This window comes from Sporosarcina sp. P34 (assembly GCF_002743375.1).
GTDB lineage: Bacteria > Bacillota > Bacilli > Bacillales_A > Planococcaceae > Sporosarcina.
On the sequence record NZ_PDZC01000006.1, the window covers coordinates 78,811 to 97,030 of the forward strand.

Annotated in this window: 16 protein-coding genes; 13 read left to right on the forward strand and 3 right to left on the reverse strand. The window is 39.9% G+C overall.

The features are described from left to right. Positions 1 to 103: 103 nt before the first annotated feature. Positions 104 to 589 carry an STAS domain-containing protein gene (locus CSV63_RS10420; RefSeq protein WP_099695732.1) on the forward strand — a complete coding sequence of 162 codons (486 nt, stop codon included), beginning with the start codon at positions 104 to 106 and terminating at the stop codon, positions 587 to 589. A gap of 56 nt (positions 590 to 645) precedes the next feature. On the opposite strand, the gene CSV63_RS10425 is transcribed toward CSV63_RS10420, so the two are convergent. Then, positions 646 to 1,083, reverse strand: coding sequence for a universal stress protein (locus CSV63_RS10425; RefSeq protein WP_099695733.1), 438 nt, complete (start codon positions 1,081 to 1,083; stop codon positions 646 to 648). A 298-nt stretch (positions 1,084 to 1,381) separates the two neighbouring features. Between CSV63_RS10425 and CSV63_RS10430 the strand changes: the two genes are divergently transcribed. Continuing rightward, the gene (locus tag CSV63_RS10430) at positions 1,382 to 1,948 is read left to right on the forward strand and encodes a DUF4256 domain-containing protein (RefSeq protein WP_099695734.1); all 567 of its coding nucleotides are present in this window, start codon (positions 1,382 to 1,384) and stop codon (positions 1,946 to 1,948) included. A 107-nt stretch (positions 1,949 to 2,055) separates the two neighbouring features. Further along, on the forward strand, positions 2,056 to 2,691 hold the full coding sequence (locus tag CSV63_RS10435) for a GGDEF domain-containing protein (RefSeq protein WP_099695735.1): 636 nt from the start codon (positions 2,056 to 2,058) through the stop codon (positions 2,689 to 2,691). 159 nt (positions 2,692 to 2,850) lie between these two features. Here the strand turns inward: CSV63_RS10435 and CSV63_RS10440 are convergent, their stop codons facing one another. Further along, positions 2,851 to 3,507, reverse strand: coding sequence for a reverse transcriptase-like protein (locus CSV63_RS10440; protein WP_099695736.1), 657 nt, complete (start codon positions 3,505 to 3,507; stop codon positions 2,851 to 2,853). A gap of 248 nt (positions 3,508 to 3,755) precedes the next feature. Next, a complete protein-coding gene (locus CSV63_RS10445) occupies positions 3,756 to 5,009 on the reverse strand; it encodes a dicarboxylate/amino acid:cation symporter (protein ID WP_099695737.1) in 1,254 nt (417 codons plus the stop codon). Positions 5,010 to 5,477: 468 nt separating this feature from the next. Between CSV63_RS10445 and CSV63_RS10450 the strand changes: the two genes are divergently transcribed. From CSV63_RS10450 to acnA, 10 genes are all read left to right on the forward strand, one after another. Beyond that, positions 5,478 to 6,077: a TetR/AcrR family transcriptional regulator gene (locus CSV63_RS10450; RefSeq protein ID WP_158233947.1), complete on the forward strand. Its 600-nt coding sequence runs from the start codon at positions 5,478 to 5,480 to the stop codon at positions 6,075 to 6,077. 304 nt (positions 6,078 to 6,381) lie between these two features. After that, positions 6,382 to 7,989 (forward strand): sensor histidine kinase, encoded by a 1,608-nt coding sequence (locus CSV63_RS10455; protein ID WP_099695739.1) that lies wholly within the window; start codon positions 6,382 to 6,384, stop codon positions 7,987 to 7,989. Further along, positions 7,986 to 8,660, forward strand: coding sequence for a response regulator (locus CSV63_RS10460; RefSeq protein ID WP_099695740.1), 675 nt, complete (start codon positions 7,986 to 7,988; stop codon positions 8,658 to 8,660). Before CSV63_RS10455 ends, CSV63_RS10460 begins: the two co-directional genes overlap by 4 nt. A gap of 284 nt (positions 8,661 to 8,944) precedes the next feature. Next, positions 8,945 to 9,931 (forward strand): tripartite tricarboxylate transporter substrate binding protein, encoded by a 987-nt coding sequence (locus CSV63_RS10465; protein WP_099695741.1) that lies wholly within the window; start codon positions 8,945 to 8,947, stop codon positions 9,929 to 9,931. A gap of 75 nt (positions 9,932 to 10,006) precedes the next feature. Next, the gene (locus tag CSV63_RS10470; RefSeq protein WP_099695742.1) at positions 10,007 to 10,450 is read left to right on the forward strand and encodes a tripartite tricarboxylate transporter TctB family protein; all 444 of its coding nucleotides are present in this window, start codon (positions 10,007 to 10,009) and stop codon (positions 10,448 to 10,450) included. A 13-nt stretch (positions 10,451 to 10,463) separates the two neighbouring features. Continuing rightward, the gene (locus tag CSV63_RS10475; protein ID WP_099695743.1) at positions 10,464 to 11,978 is read left to right on the forward strand and encodes a tripartite tricarboxylate transporter permease; all 1,515 of its coding nucleotides are present in this window, start codon (positions 10,464 to 10,466) and stop codon (positions 11,976 to 11,978) included. A 26-nt stretch (positions 11,979 to 12,004) separates the two neighbouring features. Then, the gene (locus CSV63_RS10480) at positions 12,005 to 13,378 is read left to right on the forward strand and encodes an SLC13 family permease (protein WP_099695824.1); all 1,374 of its coding nucleotides are present in this window, start codon (positions 12,005 to 12,007) and stop codon (positions 13,376 to 13,378) included. Between the two features lie 19 nt (positions 13,379 to 13,397). Continuing rightward, the gene (prpB, locus tag CSV63_RS10485; RefSeq protein ID WP_099695744.1) at positions 13,398 to 14,300 is read left to right on the forward strand and encodes a methylisocitrate lyase; all 903 of its coding nucleotides are present in this window, start codon (positions 13,398 to 13,400) and stop codon (positions 14,298 to 14,300) included. A 14-nt stretch (positions 14,301 to 14,314) separates the two neighbouring features. After that, on the forward strand, positions 14,315 to 15,457 hold the full coding sequence (locus CSV63_RS10490; RefSeq protein ID WP_099695745.1) for a PrpF domain-containing protein: 1,143 nt from the start codon (positions 14,315 to 14,317) through the stop codon (positions 15,455 to 15,457). A 41-nt stretch (positions 15,458 to 15,498) separates the two neighbouring features. Next, complete coding sequence (acnA, locus tag CSV63_RS10495) at positions 15,499 to 18,171, forward strand: aconitate hydratase AcnA (RefSeq protein WP_099695746.1); 2,673 nt, start codon at positions 15,499 to 15,501, stop codon at positions 18,169 to 18,171. The last annotated feature ends 49 nt before the right edge of the window (positions 18,172 to 18,220 follow it).

Genomic DNA, 18,220 nt, shown 5'->3' on the forward strand with positions numbered 1-18,220 from the left:
ATGAACTGGATAAGTCCAATACGATCATCTTATGGTATGATTAATCCATGAGAATATAAGTATGTCAATATACAATACTACTTGCTAGGTGGGGGATTCTTACATGAATGGAGAAATAAATTCAGCACAAGAAATTACTGAACTTAGAAAACAAATTATTAAGTATGAGAAAATTATAGAGGATTTATCAGCGCCAATTATTCCTTCTATTGTACCAGAAACCATTTTAGTTCCGCTAACAGGAGTTCTTTCAGTAGGACGCTTTATGCATATCCAAGAAAAGATTGTGCAAAGAATATCTGCTAACAACATACTTACAGTAGTCTTTGATTTTACCGATATTAGCAATTTGGCAGTAGAAGAAAATATGGGGTATGAGTTATTGAGTGAAAAAATTAATGAATTGGTCAGTGTGTTGCAATTAATGGGTACAGAAACCATTTTTGTAGGTTTTTCACCGGAGTTTGCTCAAAATTTAATTCTATCCAATGTATCGAAATTTAATCAACTTCGTGCGTTTACGAATTTCCGTGAAGGTCTTCGATACTTATTGGATCAAAAGGGAATGAAAATTGTTTATAAAAAATAAACGAATGCTTGTGTAACAGCGGATTTTCAGTCTACTGTTATGCAGGCATTCATGTATTATTTTACACTACCTCGGACGACTAATACGTCACATGATGCAGTCAAAACAATTGCCTCAGAGACAGAGCCTAGAAAAAAATGCTCTACGTTCTTCACACCTTGAGCACCGCAGACGATTAAGTCGGCTTCTATTACTTGAGCAAGTTCTTTGGAAATACTTACTTTCGGATCACCATGTTTGATGTATGTTTCCACATCGTCAATACCTTTTTCTTTAGCAAGGGTTATATAGCTATTCAGCAAATCCCCTATGCGTTGCTCTTCTCTTTCTAAATAGGAAGTGTCATCTTCGTCAATCGAAAAGATATCAATGACGCTGACGATGTGCAATCTCGCATTTTCTTCATGCTTTACAACTTCTAGCGATTTATAAAAAGCCTGTTTTGCTTCACTTGAACCATCTACCGCGACAAGAATATTCATATATTCATTCATCTTACAATCTCCTCCCGAAAATCAGGGTCATCTTTCATTCGTCCGATGTACTAACGATAGTATGGTAATAATCTGCTTATTATTATACCATGTTTGTAAGTAATATCTGTTAATCCATAGAAAAAACCGAGAGATCTGTGAGGTAGTGCTTTTACGTTTTCCAGTCACCGAGCACAGTTTGACAATTCATTTTCGTATGATAGTTAGAAAAAATAGCTGAACTACTTGTATAAACATTTAACATGAACATACTACACCTAGTAACCAGGGCGTTATAGTGAATAAGGAGGAAGAGAACATGACAAATGTAAATAACAGGTTATCAACTGAAGAACAGGAAAAAGTCCTCGAAACACTTCAATTACGTTTTGTAAATAATATGGTTCGCCACGCGGATATGGATTGGTCTTCAGTACATGCCAAGCTTTTAGAAAACGGGGAAAAGCTATGGTCCCTCAATGAAATGGAAGTTACGGGAGGGGAACCAGACGTAGTGGATTATGATGAAATCACGGATCAATATATTTTTTTTGATTGTTCGGCAGAGAGCCCTGTCGGTCGCCGAAGTGTTTGCTATGATCGAGAAGCATTAGAGTCTAGAAAGAAGAACAAGCCCGAGAACAACGCGATGGATCTAGCGAATGGGATGGGAATTGAATTATTGACAGAGGAACAATACCGTTGGCTCCAACAGTTTGGGGAGTTTGATAGAAAAACATCGAGCTGGGTGCAGACGCCAGAAGAAATCAGGAAACGTGGTGGAGCTCTTTTTTGTGATCGTCGATACAATCAAGTATTTTTGTATCACAATGGAGCAGAGTCGTATTATGCTGCAAGGGGATTCCGAGGCTCACTCAGACTGTGAACTAGAAAGCACTATAGTCTGTGCAGTTTCGATTAACCATTCTCTTTTCTAGTGTATTTCATTTGTGGTAAGATAAAGAAAAGAGTAGTTTGATATGGGGATATAGTATGGGGTATAGAGGTAGAGTAGTGGCAGTGTGTATTGTTATATTGTTCAATATATTACGTTATGGCTATTACCATGTCTATTTAGGTTATCGGTTTGAAAAAAGTTTCTTTATTTTGACAGGGATTTTTTTGCTAGTAGCCTGGATAGGTGGTAGACAATACGACGTAGCCAAGTTTTACGCAGAGAAAGATCCGCTAACTAATGCATATAATCGACGGACAATAGATAAAGTGTTCAGGAAACAGATTTCCCAATATAGTAATACAGGGAAGAAAATTGGCGTAGTATTGATCGATCTTGATGATTTTAAGAATATAAATGATACATTCGGTCATCAAACAGGTGATGAATTATTACGTCACGTTGCCGAACTAATTATGAGTATTGCGAAAAAAGAAGATTATGTCGTGCGATGGGGTGGCGACGAGTTTGTGCATGTAATTCTTGATCTAAAAGAGGATACTCTTTCAGACTATGTTCGGAGTTTAAGAAGTAAATTATCTAATTTAGACATAGAATCGGTCAACGTTGTTAGTGCTTCAATCGGAATCGCAGTTTATCCAGATGATGGAGAGACTTTTGAATCGCTGATTCAGAAGGCAGATACATCCATGTACGAAATGAAAAAAGCATAATTCGTTTCTAATCCTAGTTCAGTCTGCATGACAGTCTGAACTAGGATTTTTGAAACGAAAAAATGTTGGTGATGTATTAAATGTGATATGCACTTCGGTAAGAGTTTAATGAATGATGCCACTCATATATAGGATAGCTAGTAGTTATGCTTAAACTTCTCATGTTCTTTCAATGGTCGCTGTAATTTCCACACCCGTCAAAGCCTGTGTAGCTAGACGGTCAGCTTCGCTGTTCTTCTTGCGTGAAATGAGTTCATACCGTGGTTGAAATCCTAAAGATTCCATCTTTTCTTCAACTTTATTCGCCCAACTGTACAGTTCTTCTTCAATTACAGGCCATTCTTCGCTTAAATGATTGATTACTACCCGTGAGTCACCCATAATCTCAATGGGTAAATGATGCGCTCCAAGCGTTTCAAGTTCTTGCAAGCACAGATGAAGAGCTGCATATTCTGCTTCGTTGTTTGAAGATAAGTGTGTAGCGGTGGCGTTTTTTCGTAGTCTATAAGATTTACCATTTTGGTTATAATAGAGGACACAACCGAGACCGGCCAACTTTGTATTCCAATCGAAACCACCATCGAAGTATACAACGATATTATGTGGCTCTGTTTCGATGCCCTTCAAATAGCCTTTTAATTCCTTGATAGTCCAGGAACTATCAAATTGATCTGTAAACATGATTTGCTTTGTGCGACCTGTTTTCTCTAAGTCCTCAGCAATCAGCAGCGCTTGGTCTGCAGGTAATTCTCCGGACTTGAAAACGGTTGGTGTTCCTTTTTTTGATTTATAGTGCCATTCAATCAATACATTCAACGTGATCCCTCCCATATATTCAGTTTATCCGATAAAGACATATAAAAACCTATTAATAAGAAAATGATATCGACATAAGGGAGATAATGAATAGGACGTTGAACCATACTTTTGCAAAGGTACGTACATTACTATTTCTGAAGATGAAATTTTAGAAGCACGCATCAGTCTCCAACATAAAAAATCCTGCACGGAAAGCTGTCATGGTTTGAACACACGAGAGTTTTCCGTACAGGAATTAATGAAAGTTATGCAATTTCCGTATTTCTCTGAACCTCTTCAACATCTGGCTCCCCTAACACACCTTCAGTTTGTGCAACGATAACAGCACATGCAGCGTCACCGGTAATGTTGACGGCTGTACGCACCATATCAAGTAGGCGATCTACTCCGAGGACGAGTGCAATACCTTCAACCGGCAAGCCCACTGACGTCAGAACCATTGCTAACATGATGAGGCCTGCACCTGGAACCGCAGCCGTTCCAATACTAGCAAGTACTGCAGTTAACACAACAGTGAGTAACTGACCCATAGTTAATTCAACGCCATAAGCCTGTGCGATAAAGATTACTGCTGCCCCTTGCATGATTGCGGTACCGTCCATATTAATAGTGGCCCCAAGGGATTGAGTGAACGAACTAATAGACTCGGGAACTTTTAACTTCTCTTGCGCTGTTTTCATAGAAATCGGTAGTGTTGCTGCAGAACTTGCTGTACTGAATGCAACAACTTGTGCTGGAAAGAAGTTTTTGAAGAACCAAATTGGGCTACGCTTACCGATCAATGCGATTGATCCGCCATAGACGAAAATGGTATGGATTACGAGGGCTCCGAGAACCACTCCCATGTACATACCCATTACCTTCAATGCATCTATACCCTGGCTTCCAACAGCAGATGCAATCAAACCGAATGCTCCGTATGGCGCGAACTTCATGACAAATGTAATCAGATACATAATGAGTTCATTTGCTTGCTCAAAAAACTCTTGTACTCTTTCAACTTTACTACCTAACATGGCCATTCCAAAGCCAACCAATGCTGCAAAGAAGATAATCTGAAGCATATTACCTTCTGCCATAGCACTCACGGGATTTGTAGGAATAATTCCTAATAGGGTTTCCGCAACTGGTGGAGCTTCTTGTGCTTCGTAAGTGGCATTGGCTGTTTCGAAATTACCTCCTTCACCAGGCTTTAGTAATAGTCCGATTGAAATGGCAATAACTAGGGCAATGGCTGTAGTTATCAAGAAATAGCCGATGGTCTTCCCGCCAATTCTACCTAATTTCTTTGGATCACCAATTCCAACCGTTCCTAGGACGATAGAAATGAATACCACGGGCACGACTAGCATCTTCATCAGATTCAAGAAGATTATACCAAGTGGTTTAAAAAGAAATGCGTCAGCTTTTGTAAAAAGACTAGGCGTGAAGATATTCAATAGTAAACCGACGACTACCCCTGCGATTAGGGCAATAATAATATTTCTGGCTAACTTCATAAATATCCCTCCTTAACATAATCTATTCAATTAGTAAGTTAATAATGAAAGCGCTTACTTACATTATTCGATAGAACTTGCAGAATGTCAACTTAATCTATTAAATACTTAACGGATTAGTAAATAGTTAAAGAGAAACAATAAAAGTGTGTATAGACGAAGTGGTACCATTCCCAACTATGCATTTCGGAGAAGAAATAGATTGGATCTAAGATAGATTTCTAAAGAGGACATATAAATAGAAGACGTCCAACTCCAAGTATGGCTATTATAAAATCATCTTCAGTCATGTTGTGATTTAATAATGCTGCATGAAAAGCAAAAGGGCAAGTGTTAATTGTTGTCATTTCTAAATTAATCCATAGAAATAGATTGATATCTTACAAAATTCAAAGTATTATTTGGTTTTTTTAGTGTACCGCTGTACAATTAGGGTATCAATGGATAATTGTTATTTTAGAAAAGGAAGTGTATCAACTGAAAAAAAGAGGCCGACGAGTTGGAGCGGATGGCGAAAAAAGTCGTCAAACACTTTTGGAGATTTCCGCCACACAATTCGCTATTCATGGTTTTTATAAAACGAAGATCAGTGATATTGTGAAGGAAGCAAATGTCACACAGCCAACGTTCTACTTATATTTTAAAAGTAAAGAAGCTGTATTTCAGGAATTAGTCGATATATTTAAAGAAAAATTATATCATCTTGTAGCACAAAGCAAACTTCCCGCAGATATAGCAGAAGAAGGGCTAATGGAGCGAATTGCTTATGGTTTATGTGCTGTTTTTGAACTATTCCAGCAGAATGAAGAAGTTGCACGGATTGGTTTTGTTGTATCAGAAGAAGCCGTTAACATTAAAGAACAAATGACCGCACAATTAGAACGTAATCTTAAAGAAGAAGCAGAGCTTGGATATTTTCATACCAATATAAACTTTGGCGTTGTCGCTGCAGCAATGGTTGGAGCTATTGAATATCTAGCGATCACCAAACTATGGACGGGCACACATACACCAGAAGAATTGGCAGAAGAGATGACATACTTATTTTTACAAGGGTTGAAAAAATAAAAATTGAATACATAAGCATAAGCTCAAATATAGGGTTTATGCTTTTTACTTCTAAAAACGTATCAAAATATTTGTTAAGCACATGAGAGATGGGACTCCAGATGGGAAGGTATAATCCATGGAGAAATGTAAAAAGAACTATATTAGACAAGGCGACGAAGAATTGCATGAAAACCACTCGCTCTCACGTCGTTCTACTTACATAGATTCTATAAAGCAATGTTTTAATATTACACATACTTATGTTTGATAAAGTAGAAGTTCAAATGATGTATAAAAAATGTGTCTTCGGAAGTGACGAATAGTGCTGAAATCAAAACTACAAAATAAAATACTGTTAATGGTCACTTCACTTGTTTTATTTTTAATGTCACTTATGCTTATCGTCTTTGTCATCACAGATTATCTGAATTTATTTGATCGTAGCCATACAGTCGGACTACAAACTGCAAAGATGCTTTCGTATATGGATACAGTTAAAGTAGGACTGGAAGAAAAAACGGACGTAGAAAAAATAGGCGATTTGGAAGCGGTAATCGAACATTATTCAAATCAAGTAGATGCCACGTTTATTGTGATTCAAGACAAAGCAGGACAAGTACTTGCTTCACCGGATAGTAACCAAATAGGCAAAGTGATTCCATATAAAGATGGTTACAAAGCGATTGTGTTTGGAGCAAATTATTCAATGCTGTCGAACGAAATAATCGGGCCTTCTGTTAGCAGTAAAGCGCCCATTTATAATAAGGAAGAAAATCAAATTATTGGAGTTGTAACAGTAGGATACCTCATTTCAGATTTACGAAACATTGTATATAACCGCGTAGAAAAACTGATATATATATCATTGCTTATTCTAGCCCTTGGAATTTACATCAGTTTCCGTCTGGCGAAATCGATCAGAAAAGATACTTTTGGATTAGATCCAGAACAAATTGCAAAATTTTATATGGAAAGAAAAGCGATACTGTCATCAATCGATGAAGGCATTATTGCAGTAAGCCAATCAGGTAAGATTACACTAATTAATACTGCCGCTCGTTCCATTCTTAATATAAAAAGGAATCGTATTGGAGATGACTTGGATACTATCTTTCCTAACTTACCTACTGTAGCGGAATTAAATGAATCTGTAATTCAATCTTTTGAAATCGTCTATTCTGCAAAAAGACTAGTTGTCAGTGCGATGCCATTGCGACTTGAAGGTGTGCTAAAAGGTGCCTTGATTACATTTCGTGATACAACAGAAATGGCTGAAGTTGTGAATACGCTCTATGAAGTTAGGAAGTACTCGGATGACTTGAGAGCACAGACGCATGAATTTACAAATAAACTTTATTTAATCTCGGGTTTATTACAACTCGGTAAGTATGAGGAAGCTGTTTGTACAATTCAAACGGAAATTAATATTAGTGATAACACGAATCAGTTCATTCTCGAAAACATTAGAGACCCCCATGTACAGGCTATTCTCTTTGGAAAGATAGGTAAGGCATCTGAAATGAAAGTAGGATTCGAAATCGATGACAATAGCAGTTTGGAATCGTTACCGAAATGGTTCGGAACAGGTGCATTGACTGTTATTCTAGGGAATCTAATCGATAATGCACTGGAAGAAACTGCGAAAAATTTAGGAGGACAAGTTTCCTTTTTCACTCTGGACTTTGGAGAAGATATTATATTTGAAGTGTCAGATAATGGACGTGGTATTCAGAAAAATCAAATGGATACGCTTTATCAAAAAGGTTATTCAACAAAATCTACGACGGGAAGAGGTTTTGGCTTGGCGAATGTTCATCAAGCTGTTAGTTCGCTTGGTGGGACAATTCAAGTGTCGAGTACAAAAGAAGGAACAATCTTTTCTGTCTATATTCCAAAACATATAGAAAATAAGGAGCGTGAAATAAAATGATTCATGTGGGAATTGTTGAAGATGATTTTCGTATTGCTTCTATACATCAGCATTTTTTAGAAAGTGTAGATGGAGTGGAAGTAGTCTGGCAAGCGTTACGTGCGAAAGATACGTGGGGAATGCTTAAAAAACAGCCAGCGGATTTACTGTTGGTGGATGTTTACATGCCAGACCAGTCAGGTATTGACTTGGTACGTGAGCTGAAAATTCACTATCCGTCTTTGGATTTCATCATCATTACTGCAGCTACAGATCGTGAATTGGTAGCGCAAAGTTTAGCGGCAGGTGCGTTTCATTACTTAGTGAAACCTGTTGAATTAACCAAGTTGCGAGAAGTTATTGATCGCTATCAACAGCGGTGCCTATTTCTTCAGGAAAGCCCACATGTAGATCAAGAAGAGATTGATAAACTATTCGTTCATGCGGTAGCAACACGAGAAAATGGAACAAATCTTCCTAAGGGCATTCATCCTTTAACGTTGCAAAAAGTGCTAGATATCGTTAACCCTTTAACAGAAGGAACGACAGCAGAGGAAGTAGGTGAAAAACTAGGCGCTTCGCGTACGACAGCAAGAAGGTATTTAGAATATTTAATTGCAGAAGGAAAGATGAGGGCTGAACTCGAATACGGAATTATTGGAAGGCCGGAACGAAAATATTTTGGATTATAAATTCATGTTGATAGATTATTGATGTATGTCATAAATCAATAGATCAATTGAAAGCATTATCTTGTTGAGATATATTTCAATACAACTCATTCATTCAATGGTGGTGATAACCATTTTATAGACACTCATTAGCATCCTTTCGAGGGATGCTTTTTCGTGTAAACATAATGAACAAAATGCCGTTAAAGTATTTTGAATTGTTAATATTGTAAACGGTTACAATTTAGAGTTGATAAAGTACACTATCTATAGATGATAAATCAGATAGAAAAGAGGAGAACAGTATGAAAAAAATAGTAGGCGTAGCAGCACTATCATTTGCACTTATTCTAGGGGCTTGTTCATCAGGTAATGCAGGTGAAAAAGACGATTCGGCTTACCCAAAGAAGAATCTTGAGTTCATTGCACCAGCAACACCAGGAGGCGGCTGGGATGCTACAGCCCGTGCAATACAAAAGATTATGAAAGAGGAAGAAATTATAGATCAGAGTATGACAGTCATCAATAAACCAGGCGGTAACGGTGAAGTAGGTTGGCAGTATCTATCCAAGAAAGACGCACATACATTGGCAATTGACTCCAGTTTACTAATTACAAATAATTTGCTTGGTCAAAGTGATCTTACATATGAGGAGTTCACGCCGCTTGCTACATTAACAACAGAGTGGATTTCGGTAGCGGTTAAAAATGGTTCTCCCTATGAAACGGCAACAGATTTAATGGAACAACTCAAAAAAGATCCTGCGTCCGTGAAGATCGGCATTGCGCCTGGCCTTGGGAATAATGATCATTTGTCTTTCGTAAAAGCAGCCAAAACATTTGGCGTAGATATTACAAAATTAAACTTCCTCGTATATGAAAGCGGCGGTGATGTAATGACAAGCTTGCTTGGCGGTCATGTAGATGCAGCGACCATGGCAGTGTCTGAATCGGCAGAACAACATCTTGCGGGAAAATTTAAGATTGTAGCAATTTCAGCTGACGAACGTCTGGAAGAATTGCCTGACGTACCAACGTGGACAGAAGAAGGCGTAGATATAGTGTTTCCTCACTGGCGCGGTATTCTCGGACCACCGGATATGACAGAAGATGAGATCACATATTGGAACGAAGCGTTCAGTGAAATGGTTGAGACGGACTCTTGGAAACAATTGCTAGAGAACAATGGTTGGGAAGATTTCTATCAAGACAGTGCTGAAACAACGCAGTTCTTGAAAGAGCAAAATGAAATGTATACAGAACTGATTGACGAGTCTGGTTTACAGAAATAAGTACTCATAAAAAGGTTGAGTCCCGCTCAAGCGGGCTCGCTTTTTAAATTATTCAATTAGGAGGAGGAACACTGTATGGTTCGTTACATAACCCCAATCCTGGCAACTTTAGTTGGTGTCATTATGCTAATCAATGCAATCAACTTGCCTAAATCAAATCTCGGAAACCCGAACGGTCCGATGTATTTCCCGCTTTTAATCGCTATTATTTTAATTATCTCAGGAATTGTCTATTTCCTCCAGGAATTCAAGGCACGAGTTAATGACTTCGCTGATTTCCGTGCCTTGCGAATTGGCAAGTCACCAGCATATTTGCTTGTATCGCTCATGTTGATGCTAATTTATACAGTATTATTTGATCGGATTGGTTTCTTGTATTCGACTATCCTGTTCCTTGCTGGATTATTGTTCTTATTGAATGGACGCAAGAAATGGATGTCTAATATTATTATTGCGGTCGCATTTTCGTTCGTAACATGGTATGCATTTGGAACGCTGTTGCAGGTTAGTTTACCTTAAAGGAGGAACCGATATGGGAATAGATGTACAAACTATCTTAGATGGATTTTTCACTACAATTCAACCAATGAACTTATTTTGGATCGCACTCGGTGGGTTCCTCGGAACAGTCGTCGGAATGCTGCCTGGTCTTGGGCCAGCAACCGCAATTGCCTTGCTAATTCCAATCACATTTGGAATGGAGCCAACAAGTGCATTAATTTTAATGGCTGCTATTTATTACGGTGCTATGTATGGCGGATCGAGAAGTTCAATCTTGCTGAATACACCAGGTGACGGATCAGCTATTGCCGCTACTTTTGACGGCTATCCCATGGCACAGAAAGGTCAGGCGGGACAAGCACTTGCGATATCTGCTATTGCTTCGTTAATTGGGGGACTAATTGCAGTTGTTGGTTTTATTGTCTTGGCGAAGCCACTCGCCAGTTTTGCATTACGATTCGGTCCGGCCGAGTACTTTTTATTAATGATATTCACATTATCCGCAATTGTGGCATTAGCAAAAGGACAGATGGTCAAAGGTTTCATTTCGATGTGTATCGGATTGATGATCAGTACAGTAGGAATTGATTTGCAGACTGGAGTCTACCGTTTCACGATGGGTAATGTTCACTTGAGCGAAGGTATTGATTTTCTTGTCGTGATCATCGGTATTTATGCAGTTGGTGAAGTACTATACAACTTCTTATCAATCAATAAGCCGGTGGGAGAGAAAAAGTCCGTTGGCAAGATTTGGATCACAAAAGAACAATGGAAACGATCAAAATGGCCAATTATTCGTAATGGTCCGGTCGGTTTCTTAATCGGTGTACTTCCTGGGGCAGGCGGTGCGATTGCATCGATGTTGAGTTACTCACTGGAGAAACAAATATCGAAGCAACCAGAAGAATTCGGGGAAGGTGCAATTGAAGGTTTGGCTGCACCAGAGTCTTCTAACAACGCAGCGGCAGTTGGAGCATTTATCCCTATGCTTGCTATGGGTATACCGGGATCAGGAACAACTGCTGTTATCCTTGGCGCGATTGTCATGCTCGGTTTAAAGCCCGGCCCGCTATTATTCGAGAATAACCCCGATATGGTGTGGACGTTCGTTAATAGTATGTTTATCGGTAACTTATTCCTAGTTATACTAAATATTGCACTTGTTGGAATCCTCGTGAAGATTCTAGATACACCGCCGCGCGTACTCTATCCTGTTATTATGATGCTGGCGTTTATAGGTACCTATACACTTGGTTACAGCACTGTAGACTTCTTAATTTTGATTGTATTCGGTTTCGTTGGTTTGTTCATGAAGATGCTGAACTTCCCGGTAGCTCCACTAATTTTGGCGGTTATTGTCGGGTCAGACATGGAACAAAACTTCCGAATGAGTTTGATCTCATATCCAAACGCTATTGGGATTCTTACGGCTTCGCCAATTACTATCGCACTTGTTATCATGACAATTGTTTCGCTAGGCTTCCCGTTCTTATCCTCTTGGTTAATGAAGCGTAAAGCGGGAAAAAACAATAGCGAAGCAATGTAATTGATTATATGGCGGCTATGACAAAAATGAAAAAACTGCTATTTAGCTTTACTGTTTTGCTATATATCATGACGTTGTCTCCCTTGGTGGAGACAACAGAAGTAGTACGTGCTATTGCATGCCTCATCATTATCCAAGTACTGTGGATTGGTGGGGTCTTTCCTTTGGCATTCAGTTCGTTGCTACTAATGTTATTGCTTTCTGTGCACTTCTTTACATACGAAGAAACATTGAGCTATTTTGCTTCAGAGATTGTTTGGCTGCTATTTTCGACATTCATTTTAGCAGGTGCATTCATCGAATCTGGACTTGCTAGCCGCTTGTCTTTAAAGCTTCTTTCCTTATCAAAAGGTTCAAGTCGATGGCTACTGTTTTTCTCGTTTGTTCTGATGTTTATCTTGTCGCTGTTTATTCCGTCTAATGTAGGGAAAGCGAGCTTAGTGTCATCGGTACTGGATAGCATTGTCAAGCATTTAAAGATGATGGGTTCCGTAGAAAGGTTAGCGAAGTCACTGTTCGTTGGCTTGACGCTTATTGTGCCGATATCTGGGGCGGTAGTGGCAACGGGTGCTAGCTCGACGTTATATGCTTATGGATTGCTGGGAGATGTAATGGAGGGGCTCGATTATGTTCATTGGATTTTATATATGGGCCCTCCTATTATCGTATTTTTATTGTTATTATTCCTACTTTTTCTTTTAGTATTCCCACCTGAACAGATCGAAGGTGCAGAACTTGAGAGAGTCATTGCTCAAAAAATAGTAGCACTTGGACATATAACATGCAACGAATGGAAAGTTCTTGCGATTCTTGTATTGACGGTTATGTTGTGGATGACAGGAAGTATGCATGGGTTTTCTGTTTCCCTGGTTGCACTGTTTGGCGCGATATTGACAGTACTTCCGTTTACAGGGATCTGGCAATGGGAGACGGCAAAGAAAAAGATTGGTTGGGATTTGCTACTGTTTTTTGCAGCGACTTTGATGTTATCAAGTATGTTGATTAAAACAGGTGCAGTAAAATGGTTCGCTTCACAGCTAATCAATTTGCTGTCGATAGATTCTTATTTTCTGGTGGTCTTGTCACTATTGCTGGTTACGGCTTTACTAAGACTGTTTTTCGTCAATGTTCTTGGATTTTTGACGATTATGCTACCTGTGACGTTAGCGATAGGCGAAGCATTCCCCGTGCACGATCCACTGTATTTATCAATGGGGGTATTTTTAATGGGAATACCAGGTTTTGTATTGATAACACAATCACCAATACATTTAATCAGTTATGAATATGGTTATTTTACGAAGCGTGATTTATTGCAACTAGGCGCAGGCGCATTTGTCATTTGGCTTCTCGTCATTCTCGCTTCAATTTATGGATACTGGATGGTAATTTATTCTTAAGGGAAAAGGGGAATTATATATGACATGGTTAGTTCAAGAACAAAAGACACAGAAGGAACTGTCAAGAGAGTTTTTAACTGCTATTCGAAATACTGAAATTTTGAAAATCATGGGTGCGCATGATGGAATGGCAGCCTTGACTGCGAAAAAAGTTGGTTTTGAAGCATTATATTTATCGGGTGCGGCTTTTACCGCCAGCCGTGGTTTGCCGGATCTTGGGATTTTACATTCGCAGGAAGTGGCGGAGCGTGCGAGAGAATTAGTACGTGCAACGAATTTACCTATTTTAGTAGATGTTGATACTGGATTTGGTGGTGTGCTGAATGTTGCACGAACAGCCAAAGAAATGGTTGAAGCAAATGTAGCGGCTATACAAATTGAAGACCAAGATTTGCCGAAAAAGTGTGGACATTTAAATGGTAAGAAGTTAATTCCAGCTGATGAGATGTCAGCGAAGATTCGTGCTATTAAAGAGGTGGCACCTTCATTAGTGGTGGTGGCAAGAACGGATGCACTGTCTGTTGAAGGACTCGATGCAGCTATTGAACGGATGAAATTATATGTTGAAGCAGGAGCAGATGCGTTATTCCCGGAAGCGTTGACAACAAAAGAAGAATTCGAGAAAGTGGGGGCTGCGTTTAATGTGCCGCTACTAGCTAATATGACAGAGTTTGGACGGACGGATTACTATACAGCGGAGGAATTTCAAAATTTTGGTTTTTCAATGGTTATTTATCCTGTTACTTCTTTACGTGCCGCTGCAAAAGCATTTGAAACAGTATTTCATGAAATCTTTAATAAAGGGACGCAAGTGGATGTGCTTGATCAGATGCAGACACGACGTGAATTATACGAAACAATAGAGTTGGAAAAATACGAGTCACTGGATGGGAAAATTGCCAAGACAATCATTCCTGAATGAAGGAGGAACTAGCCATGCAACAAAGAGCTGTGCCGTGTATAATCTATCGCGGCGGTACGAGTAGAGGTGTGTTCTTTAAGGAAAGTGATTTGCCAAAATCGAAGAGTGCGCAAAATCAAATATTTATGTCTGCAATTGATGCATATAATCCCTCCCAAGTAAATGGACTTGGGAGCGGCACCTCTCATACGAGCAAAGTGATCGTCATTCGTGAAACTGACAGCGAACAAGCGTGTCTTGCGTACACATTCTATCAAGTAGGAATTGGGAAGGCTATCGTAGATTCAGCAGGAACGTGTGGGAACTTAATGGCAGCAGTTGGTGCTTATGCAATAGATGAGGGATTTGCGAAAGTTCCTTTAACTGACGGTATTTGTGAAGTGATAGTACTGAATGAAAATATTAATCGGTTGGTACGACTTAAAGTTCCTGTAGTAGACGGTGCAGCCCAAGTGGACGGAGACTATTTAATGGCAGGGGTTGTGCACGCAGGTGCAAGAATCAGCGTCTCGATTTTGTCACCAGGTGGTGGTAAAACGGGCACTACATTTCCTGTTGATACGCGAACAGAGTTGGTGTTGGATGAACAAAAAGTTTCAGTAACAATTAGTGATATCGTCAATCCGTTCATTTTTATGAGCGCACAAGATTTTGGACTGGATGGTTCAGAGTCAAATGAAATACTCAGTCAAAATCAGCTCTTACTCACGAAGCTTGAAACATTACGTATCCAAGGTGCTGTTGTTGCAGGTATGTCTGAAACAATTGATGCGGCCAAGGAAGTACCATCGATACCGAAGATCGCCCTAGTTGCACCGCCCCGTAGTTATTTTACTACATCAGGTGTTGAGGTCAAAGCAGACGAAATCGACATCATAGCTAGAATGGTTTCAATGGGGAAATTTCATCGTACATTTGCCGGGAGCGGTCTATACAATTTGGCCTCTACACTACTGATTGATGGTACCATACCAAATGATTGCTGCGCAATAAGCGAGAAAAGAGAACTTCAAAACATACGAATAGGTCACCCAGATGGTATAGCGGAAGTGACAGTGGAATTAACGAGTGACAGAAAAGACGTATCTGCGGTTGGCTTAGATCGAACGGCAAGAAGAATACTAGAGGGACGATGTTTTGTACAAAGTTGGCGGTAATTTCCACTGATTCTTAATAAGTGACGAGGGGGGAGTTCGGTATGAAGGAGCATTCCAAATTGCATCGCGATATATTGCGCGAAGAAATAACGATTGAAGGTAAGCAATTCAGCTATGTTTCATTGAAGAAATTAGAAAGGTTTGGTTTCGGCAGAATAAATAGCTTGCCTCATACAATCAGATTGCTACTAGAATCTGCAGTTCGCCATGCTGATGGACTATACATAACTGATGAACATATCGCTGCACTGGCAAATTGGTCGGGTGAGGCTGTAGGTCAGGAAGTACCTTTTAAACCAGCACGTATTGTATTTCAAGATTTCACGGGAATCCCCGCTATTGTGGATCTGGCCTCTATGCGTGATGCCGTAGCAGCATGTGGTGGCAATCCTTTACTAGTCAATCCGCAAATTCCTGTCGATTTGGTAATTGATCATTCAGTCATTATCGAACGCTCAGGAGATAAGGCCGCGTTCGAACAAAACCTGACCATTGAATATGAACGAAATGCAGAGCGCTATTCGTTTGTTCGTTGGGCGCAGGATAGCTTTGAAAACTTCCGTGTTGTACCACCGTCAAACGGTATAGTCCATCAAGTAAATTTAGAGTACTTGGCTACTGGTGTTAGAACGGAAACATATAATGACAGAAAGTGGCTATATCCGGATTCTTTAGTTGGCACGGATTCGCATACCCCAATGATTAATGGAATTGGAATAGTAGGTTGGGGTGTAGGAGGAATCGAAGCGGAGTCTGCAATGCTAGGACAGCCATTATACTTTACGATTCCAGATGTAGTAGGAGTGAAGTTGACGGGTTCCTTAGCTAAAGGTGTAACGGCAACTGACATTGCGTTGATAGTTACACATAACTTACGAAGAAAAGGGGTAGTTGGAAAGTTCGTGGAATTTTTCGGTGAAGGCCTACGGCATATTCCTGTAACAGATCGCGCAACGATAGCTAATATGGCACCTGAATATGGTGCTACTATGAGTTTCTTCCCGACGGATGAGCAGACATTGGAATACTTTCGTCAAACAGGACGTGAGGATGCCATTCCATTAGTGGAAGGATATTTACGTGCCCAAGGCTTGTTTATGGATGAAACATCTATTACCCCATGTTTTTCAGAAACTGTAGAGTTGGATTTGACTACCATTATACCGACAGTAAGTGGACCGAAAAGACCCCAAGATACAGTAGCACTAATTGACATGAAGCAGTCGTTTACTAATGTATTGGCGAGATCAGTTGCTGACGGCGGGTATGGAAAGCAACGTGTGAAAAATGCAAAGGGTATACAGGACGGGTCTATTGTATTGGCTTCTATTACGAGTTGCACTAATACGTCCAATCCATCTGTCATGTTGGCAGCAGGTTTACTAGCTGCAGCTGCAGTGGAAAAGGGCATGCAAATACCTTCGTATGTCAAAACCACTTTGACCCCCGGTTCTCGAGTCGTCAAACGTTATTTGGAAAAAGCAGATTTACTGATATCGCTTGAGCAACTCGGATTTTTCATAGATGGATATGGTTGTGCTACATGCTGCGGCAATAGCGGCTCACTTATGACCGAAGCGGAAGAAGCGATAGCAGAAAATGATTTGGTTGTTGCGTCTATTTTAAGTGGGAACCGGAATTTCGAAGGGCGTGTACATCCACTGATTCGTGCAAATTATTTAGCTTCACCCCCGCTAGTTGTTGCCTATGCACTCGCTGGGCGTATCGATATAGACTTTGATAACGAACCAATTGGTGTAGGAATAGAAGGACAACCCGTTTATTTAGCGGACTTATGGCCTTCCACGGAAATGGTGCAAAAAATGATTGCAAAATATGTAGACGCGTCACTTTTTCGTGAAGAATACGCAGGTATTTATTCAAATGAAACTTGGGATTCAATACCGGCCAAGGAAGGTATACTCTATGATTGGGATCAAAACTCCACATATATTCAGCGTGCACCTTATTTTAATAAGGTTCATAATATATCAATCAAAAAAAGCACAGAGAAGATGATTCCACTACTCATGTTGGGAGATTCTATTACAACAGATCACATATCACCGGCAGGACATATACCATTGAATAGTGAGGCGGGAAGGTTTTTATCAGAGCAGGGAATCAGTCCGCGTTCTTACAATACCTATGGTGCCCGCAGGGGAAATCACCATGTGATGATGCGCGGTACGTTCGCGAATATACGCCTTCGCAACCAACTTATACCTGGTGTAGAAGGTGGCTATACGATACACAGGGGGACAGGAGAACAAGTAACAGTATTTAAAGCAGCACAGCGATATGAAAAAGAACAGCGTAATTTAATTATACTGGCAGGGAAAGAGTACGGAACGGGAAGTTCGCGGGATTGGGCGGCAAAAGGTACATCGTTGCTTGGTGTAAAAGTGGTACTTGCTGAAAGCTTTGAGCGTATTCACCGTAGTAATCTGTCGGGCATGGGTGTGCTACCTCTTCAATTTATCGAAGGTGAGTCGGTATCCGTGCTCCGCTTGGATGGAACGGAAACTTATACGCTCGATATGGGAGATAATGCATTCATTCCTGGACAGCGCTGTGGTATGACGGCAGTGAGATCAAACGGTGAAATCATTCAATTTTCCGTATTGCTTAGAATAGATAACATAATGGAAAAAGACGCGTATTTGCAAGGTGGTTTATTACCTTCAGTGGCTAAAAGGATGATGGAAGTATAAAATCTGAAAAAGCGTAGTCCATCTAAACCCCTAGAGTAAACAAATCACT

Bases quoted from the DNA above. Each gene is read 5' to 3' on its own strand.
- prpB (WP_099695744.1), top strand. From the start codon at position 13,398: ATGACATGGTTAGTTCAAGAACAAAAGACACAGAAGGAACTGTCAAGA.
- CSV63_RS10470 (WP_099695742.1), top strand. From the start codon at position 10,007: ATGGTTCGTTACATAACCCCAATCCTGGCAACTTTAGTTGGTGTCATT.
- CSV63_RS10490 (WP_099695745.1), top strand. From the start codon at position 14,315: ATGCAACAAAGAGCTGTGCCGTGTATAATCTATCGCGGCGGTACGAGT.
- CSV63_RS10475 (WP_099695743.1), top strand. From the start codon at position 10,464: ATGGGAATAGATGTACAAACTATCTTAGATGGATTTTTCACTACAATT.
- CSV63_RS10465 (WP_099695741.1), top strand. From the start codon at position 8,945: ATGAAAAAAATAGTAGGCGTAGCAGCACTATCATTTGCACTTATTCTA.
- CSV63_RS10445 (WP_099695737.1), bottom strand. From the start codon at position 5,009: ATGAAGTTAGCCAGAAATATTATTATTGCCCTAATCGCAGGGGTAGTC.
- CSV63_RS10420 (WP_099695732.1), top strand. From the start codon at position 104: ATGAATGGAGAAATAAATTCAGCACAAGAAATTACTGAACTTAGAAAA.
- CSV63_RS10435 (WP_099695735.1), top strand. From the start codon at position 2,056: ATGGGGTATAGAGGTAGAGTAGTGGCAGTGTGTATTGTTATATTGTTC.
- CSV63_RS10430 (WP_099695734.1), top strand. From the start codon at position 1,382: ATGACAAATGTAAATAACAGGTTATCAACTGAAGAACAGGAAAAAGTC.
- CSV63_RS10425 (WP_099695733.1), bottom strand. From the start codon at position 1,083: ATGAATGAATATATGAATATTCTTGTCGCGGTAGATGGTTCAAGTGAA.
- CSV63_RS10460 (WP_099695740.1), top strand. From the start codon at position 7,986: ATGATTCATGTGGGAATTGTTGAAGATGATTTTCGTATTGCTTCTATA.
- CSV63_RS10480 (WP_099695824.1), top strand. From the start codon at position 12,005: ATGAAAAAACTGCTATTTAGCTTTACTGTTTTGCTATATATCATGACG.
- acnA (WP_099695746.1), top strand. From the start codon at position 15,499: ATGAAGGAGCATTCCAAATTGCATCGCGATATATTGCGCGAAGAAATA.